Annotated in this window: 7 protein-coding genes and 1 pseudogene; 5 read left to right on the plus strand and 3 right to left on the minus strand. The window is 60.6% G+C overall.

Annotated elements, in window-relative coordinates; translation table 11 throughout:
- Positions 1 to 575 precede the first annotated feature (575 nt).
- From FV242_RS32685 to FV242_RS32700, 3 genes are all read right to left on the minus strand, one after another.
- Entirely contained in the window at positions 576 to 1,775 is a 1,200-nt protein-coding gene (locus FV242_RS32685; protein WP_147941837.1) for an HNH endonuclease signature motif containing protein, read from the minus strand.
- A gap of 434 nt (positions 1,776 to 2,209) precedes the next feature.
- A complete protein-coding gene (locus FV242_RS32695; RefSeq protein ID WP_147941839.1) occupies positions 2,210 to 2,434 on the minus strand; it encodes a hypothetical protein in 225 nt (74 codons plus the stop codon).
- Between the two features lie 12 nt (positions 2,435 to 2,446).
- The gene (locus FV242_RS32700; protein ID WP_147941840.1) at positions 2,447 to 2,743 is read right to left on the minus strand and encodes a hypothetical protein; all 297 of its coding nucleotides are present in this window, start codon (positions 2,741 to 2,743) and stop codon (positions 2,447 to 2,449) included.
- 84 nt (positions 2,744 to 2,827) lie between these two features.
- Between FV242_RS32700 and FV242_RS32705 the strand changes: the two genes are divergently transcribed.
- From FV242_RS32705 to FV242_RS32715, 5 genes and pseudogenes are all read left to right on the plus strand, one after another.
- Positions 2,828 to 3,088, plus strand: coding sequence for a helix-turn-helix transcriptional regulator (locus tag FV242_RS32705; protein ID WP_246692997.1), 261 nt, complete (start codon positions 2,828 to 2,830; stop codon positions 3,086 to 3,088).
- Between the two features lie 310 nt (positions 3,089 to 3,398).
- On the plus strand, positions 3,399 to 3,965 hold the full coding sequence (locus FV242_RS36430; protein WP_147941841.1) for an HNH endonuclease: 567 nt from the start codon (positions 3,399 to 3,401) through the stop codon (positions 3,963 to 3,965).
- Positions 3,962 to 4,135: a hypothetical protein gene (locus FV242_RS35080; RefSeq protein ID WP_187278668.1), complete on the plus strand. Its 174-nt coding sequence runs from the start codon at positions 3,962 to 3,964 to the stop codon at positions 4,133 to 4,135. Before FV242_RS36430 ends, FV242_RS35080 begins: the two co-directional genes overlap by 4 nt.
- 65 nt (positions 4,136 to 4,200) lie before the next feature.
- A complete protein-coding gene (locus tag FV242_RS36235) occupies positions 4,201 to 4,335 on the plus strand; it encodes a hypothetical protein (RefSeq protein WP_281407136.1) in 135 nt (44 codons plus the stop codon).
- 335 nt (positions 4,336 to 4,670) lie between these two features.
- Positions 4,671 to 4,848 (plus strand): annotated as a pseudogene (locus FV242_RS32715) (ISL3 family transposase); the annotation flags it as partial.

The following is a 4,848-nucleotide window of genomic DNA, read 5'->3' on the forward strand; positions in this document are numbered from 1 at the left end:
GTAATATTATATAGCTGCATGTGGCACTCGTTTACTCCGTTATATATGGATAATTGACTAATTCGATCGATTTTTCTAAAGAATTGAATTCCGTCACCACGCATTTAAGCAAAAAACTCGTTGAGCCGACGGACTGCGAGTTTCCGTCGCGACATGGCTCGACGTTCGTACCGATCCAGACTTTCAAGCTGCCGGAAGAGTTCCAGAAGGAGCTCGTCAGGCGGACGCTCATCGTCGTCCGTACAGCTTCCAGGAGCCAGCGCGGTGTTTCGTAGCAGCGCGGTCTTGAATGTCCGGACCCGTTGGAGCTGAAGCTGCGCCTCGGCAACATCTCGAGCAGCTCCTAGAGCGGCTGTACCAGCGTGACATTCATCCGCAATCAGCTGAGCGAGACGTTCGATCTCCGGCGATATTGCAGGATTAGGGTCCGTCGCAGAAAGGCCGTGCTTACGGGCATTCTGTCTGGCTCGGACCTTACCTGCCCGTGTGCGGGGGCCGGTGCTGGCCTGAGCGTTGCGGCGATTGGCACGGGTTGCGCGCTCAGACGTCATGGTCGCCTCAACCTTGAAGCAGCTTCACAAAATCTCTGTGTGCTCGACATCAAGGATGTCCGCGGCCGTGCGCGCGCGCTGCGCAAAGCTCGTCCGCTTCCGCTCGATCTCACGTAAGAGTGCGTCACGACGTTGATCGGCTAACGACGATAGACGATCAATGCGCTCAATTGCATGTAAGTTCACCAGAAAACTGCGTGCTGCAACGTCAGAAGACGTGAGGCCGCGAGCCGAAAGCATTCTGTTAACCTCCTGTTCTTGAGTTTCATTTCCCGTCACCCAGCCTGCTGCAAGTGAACCGGGTGTCGGATCCGTAGCGCTATTCCGAATTAACGGATGTATACTATTGATGACTGGGAGAATTAGGTCTTCGACTGCTTCCAGGCGAGCTTGAACCAGAATATCTCGGCGCCAGCGGCGCAACCGTTTGGCCTCCCAAATGAGATCGAGAATATCTTTGACCCAGATTACCTCAATAGCATCGGCCGGTTTGATCTGCTGAACAAGGCTGCTCTGGAGCGCGTCGTATTGCTCTTCGTCCTCTCCTGGTAGAAGCGGACGCTCGGCAAACAGGAAGGCGAGATGGATCGGGATCACCGGCATCACCTCGTCTGATGCAGCTGCATCCGCTGTCGGTCTACTTCTCGCCGGCCTCGGTCGATGCGACATCTGATTTACCGTTCTTGCCTCGTTCTCTTTAGCGGAAGTCATGGGCCGATGACAAAGCCGATTCTTCGGTTTGGCCCCGGCATCCACTGACAACCGGCTTGGATCAAGGCTCGCAGCCCTTCCCTGCTCCGGTTCCAGCTCAGCATGGCTGGGAATGCGAGCGGCAGCGTCGCGACGGACCACGGTGCCGTTGACCTTTCGCTTGAGGGGGCCTGCCCGCGAACCCGGCATCGGCCGAGCGACGACGGTGGCGCCCAAATGGCGGATCTTCTGGCGCTTCGCCTCGGCGGTCCGGGCGTGATCATCACGCGTCTTTTCTCGACCGCAAGCCTCATGCGCGGGGCCCATGTTGTCGATGTCATCCATCCCACCGAGCTCGAGGGCCCGGATGTGTTCGACGATCCATCGCTCGCGCACGCCGTCGATCCGTCGATCACACAGGATGCAGGTGCCGGCAGTCTTCTCCCAAACCTCGAGCCGGCGGCGCCCCGATAACGATCGGCGCTTCGTCGTGCCGACGTCCTCAAGAGCGACGTACGGCATCGCCACGCTCATCGTGAGGGTTCGGCCGGACGGCGAGCGCTTTGAGCGCCCGGTTGGTTAGCCCCTCCCAATCACACAGGAGTTGCTCATAGCGTTCGATCAGGCCCCTCAACTCTGCGTCGTCCTCACGGGCGACGAGCTTCACTTGAAGGGCTAATGACGCCACTGTTGGGCGTTCGGGGTTATCCGCGCGAATGCGCGATCTCTTCTGAGCCATGGTTTGCCTCGCTGCTGAATTCGGGGACGAGAAGCTGGGTGCGGGTTCGCTGCCCGTGCCAGGTCGAGTTGTCGCGTCGGCGTGCTGAGCGGATCGAGCCGGCCGCCATGTCCCACAGCCTGCTACGGACTGGCTGAAATCGGGGATGCGAGCATAGGTCATCGTTCGAGCTCCGAATGGGGCTCGTGGCGGTAGGTCAAAGGCGGCCGGTGCTTTGGTCGGAGGCCGGTTAGGCCTGCGAGGCGCTCAGAACGCCGGGGAACCGCTTACGGAGCGTCCGTGCGTGGCCGATGGCCCACGTGTGGCGCTGGCGTAGGTCTGCGGGATCGCCGTCGGCGCGGATGAGGCGGACGCGGTACGCGGCGGCCAGGACGAGACAGGTCGCGTGATCCTCCCGAGCGTGGGCGAGACGCTGGGTTGGCGAGCGTAGGACGAGGGGGAGTGCGTGGTTCATGGCCCCCTCCCCTCAGTGTGTGGCCATGTGACGGGCGAGCTTGGCGGCGCCCCAGGCGGCTTTGAGCGCCACCGACATGGCGTTAGCCCAGGAGCAGCCGAACCGGGCCTGGTGGAGGTGAGCGGCCTTGGTTGCCGCCCGCATGATGGCAGACAGGTCGAACTCGCCCGCGATGACCAGCGGGTGACGGTCGTAGCGGACGGTCATGTTGATGGAGGCTTTGGCGGCAAGCAGGCCAGCCAGGATCTTGGCGCGGTCGTCGCGAACGTTGCGTAGTGCGGCGTTCCAGGAGATCTGGCGAAGGAACATCGACGGTTGCCTCGTTGCTGTGCTACCAGCACACTATGAGGCAGCCGATTTGTGCTGTCAACCCACTAATGATGCTGATAGCACATGGACGCAGACGATCAACCGAACGCTGTGATTACCGTTGAGCAAATCCGGATGGCAAAGGCTGCCCTCGGCTGGTCCAACCCAATGATCGCCGAAAAGACTGGTCTCCATCGCAACACCCTCAATCGGGCTGAGAACGGCGATGGCAAGCGCTCCACGCTTGAATTGCTACGGCACGTTTTCGAGTCTGCCGGACTGGAGTTCATCCCCGAGAACGGAGGCGGGGCCGGTATCCGGTTTCGTGAGCGGAAGTTGCCGTGACGCACTTCGCTGATGAGGGGCTACCCCCGCAGCAGCTGGAACCAGCCAGGCCGCACTAGCTGCAGGCTTCAATCCCCGAATTGTCGCATCCAGCTTCCCAATCGTGGGCTTGCTCGTTCTAATAAGGCTGATTTGTCGGGACAACCTTGGTCAGATATGGGGCCGCAGATCTGGGAATTTACTGTACAGGCGGCTGATGCTTGACCCGCATAAATCCGCCGTGGCGTCACAGCCTCATCCCAATCGTGCGTTCCCTTTTTGATGCCACCGCTCGTGCTCTCGGGACAGCCGTCGAATCCGGCGAGGGTGTATGTTGACCGACGGCAGCCGCTGCCCGTGTACCCTGCAAGTTGGGCGCTTCCACTATGACCACCTCGTGCCAGCAGCCTTGACCGAGGATGCGTCGCTCGGGAACTGTCAGGTCCTGTGCAAGCCCTGTCATGCAGCCAAGACGGTGGTCGACGTCGGCGTGATCGCGAGGGTACGCCGAGTCCGCGATCAGCGCGCAGTCATCACGGTCTTGCATCGCCGGTCGCTTTCGGGCGGTAAGGCCAGCCCGTTCAAGCGGCTTATCGATGGCGGCGTCGTTCGCCGGGACACGGGCGAGCGGCTGGATAATCAAGACCGAACGGGATCTTACCCACTCCACGCTCAGTTCCGCCGTGTGAGCATTCCTGCGGCGCATCCTTGCAAAACGTCAGGGGAAGTTAAAAATTGCAGTGACCATACCGCGCTCCAAGCCAAAAGAAAGCCCACGCGGCGCTCCGCCAGGCGAGCTCATAACGTTTCGGCACGAATCTATGGCCGACGAGCAACAGCCTCTCAACGGATGCCGGCCTATACGGTCCGCCGGACAATGTTGGATTGTAAGCCATGAGCACAGCTACCGGATACGTCAACGAACAGGCGGTGAAGCCCAAACAGCGCGATACCCCGCAGGATCTCTACGATCCCCATTTCCCCAAGCAGCGTCAGGTGAAGAAAGCCTCGGTCGGCGCAGGCAACGAGACCTACGACCCTCACTTCCCCCTACGCCATCGGCACTGATCCGGCTCGTTCAGGGAACTGTCAGGTCATAACCAGTTTGCTCCTCGGCTACTGAGAGGGGCGTTATGGCCGAAATCAACATTTCAGAGGGCAGGGACGGGCATTGGACGGTCCACGCTCCGGGGCTTGTTGTGACTGATATGACCCGCGAGGCGGCCGAAGCGTTCGTTGAAACCTACCGTCGTCTCGCCATCGCTTGAACGAAGAAAGCTCCTCGCGGCGTTTGCCAGTGGATGCCGGCTGGTGAGATTGGTTAGACGGAACCGTTGGGGTGTCGCAAGCGATGGGCCAACTCAGGCGGACACTTCTGCATAATCCGGTTGCTGGAAACCGCGAATGAGCTGTCGCTTCGGGATGCACCACACCCTCGTCGCCCTCCTGCTGATCAGCGGTCCCGCTCTGGTTGTCGAACCAATCATCGGTGTCAAAAAGCGTTGGAACGTGGTTCTTCCGCACTTTCGGTGCTGAGCGGTGGTTTGGATGTTGATTCGCATGTTGGCCCGAGGGCAGTGCGATGCCGATCTCGAACCCGTCGTTGCCGTCGGTCCCGGACGGCCTGCACATCGATGGTCTGACGCTGGACACGTCCGGGTTGCTGATCACCGCCCGAACCACGGCAGCCCAAGCCTGCTGTCGGGTCTGCGGGCGGGCGTCAGTGCGGGTGCACAGCAGGTATTGGCGGACGTTCGACGACCTGCCCTGGCAGGACCGGT

Origin of the sequence: Methylobacterium sp. WL64, from assembly GCF_008039945.1 — a bacterium.
Taxonomy (GTDB): Bacteria; Pseudomonadota; Alphaproteobacteria; order Rhizobiales; family Beijerinckiaceae; genus Methylobacterium.